General features: G+C 43.4%; 1 protein-coding gene. It reads left to right on the forward strand.

The genetic code is table 11. The features are described from left to right. Nucleotides 1-106 precede the first annotated feature (106 nt). Entirely contained in the window at nt 107-907 is an 801-nt protein-coding gene (locus F6K53_RS44665; protein ID WP_293087460.1) for a hypothetical protein, read from the forward strand. The last annotated feature ends 206 nt before the right edge of the window (nt 908-1,113 follow it).

Genomic DNA, 1,113 nt, shown 5'->3' on the forward strand with positions numbered 1-1,113 from the left:
TAGGGCAAAAAAAAGCCGACTATAAACCAGGGAATCAAACGGACTTGATATCAAATTTCAGAGTAAGGTCACTGTCTACATCTAAGAGTTGCAGCATAAAACTATCATGAAAAAATTACCAATAGCTATAGCTGGGGCAGTGGTTTTTAGCCTAGGAACAATCGGAACAGCCCAGGCGGCATCATTCCTCTCTACTGCCAATGGAGAAGTTGGAAAAATCGATACCTCAACTGGAAAATTCACACCATTAAACAGCAACGATATCCCCTTTTTTGATATAGCTTTATCCAATAGTGGTGAGCTATTTGGTGTCACTCCCAGCGCTTTGTATAGTATTGATAAAAGCACAGGCTTATCCTCCCTAATTGGCTACCTTTTTGCGTTTATAAATGCTTTAGGGTTTTCTGATGATGATGATAAAGTCCTTTACGGCGCTGGAGATGATAGTTTTTATACTATTGATACCTCTAGTGGGGCTGCATCATTAGTGGCCAAAATTCCTAACTTCAACAGCAGTGGCGACATAGCATTCGATTCTGTAAATAATCAATTTTTTGCCACATCACTCTCTGTTGATGGCAGCTCTGACATTTTGTTCTCTATCGCTAATGACGGTACAGCTAGTGAAATTGGTAGTATCGGCTTTAGCGATATATTTGGCTTATTCTTTGAAAATGGAACGTTGTTCGGTTACACAGGTGATCAACAACAGATCACCATTGATCCAACCACAGGAGCAGGTAATTTTAGTCAAAATGTCGTCGGGGCTATCGGTCAGCTCTTTGGAGCAGCAGGTGTTTCTGGCGCTACCGTTCCTAGCACTACTGTTCCTGAACCGATGTCGGTGCTAAGTCTGCTAGCAGTAGGAGCCTTTGGTGCCGGTGTGCTGTCTAAGGGCAAACTGTAATAGTAACGCTATAGTTAAACGCTATAGTTAACTGTTGAGGATTCACGGTAACCAACCTATACTCTCCGGGTGCATCTCCTAAAAGCTGTTTGATTCGGTGGTGCGTTACGGGGCGGACTTTCCCAAAGCTGGCTACGAGCTGGAAAATGACGGCGAGCCGCCCCTAACGCACCCTACGTAATATTTTCAAATATGAGATGCACCCT

Origin of the sequence: Moorena sp. SIO4A1 (assembly GCF_010672065.1) — a bacterium.
Lineage (GTDB): Bacteria > Cyanobacteriota > Cyanobacteriia > Cyanobacteriales > Coleofasciculaceae > Moorena.

Coding starts and splice junctions, on each gene's coding strand:
- F6K53_RS44665 (WP_293087460.1), top strand. CDS start 107: ATGAAAAAATTACCAATAGCTATAGCTGGGGCAGTGGTTTTTAGCCTA.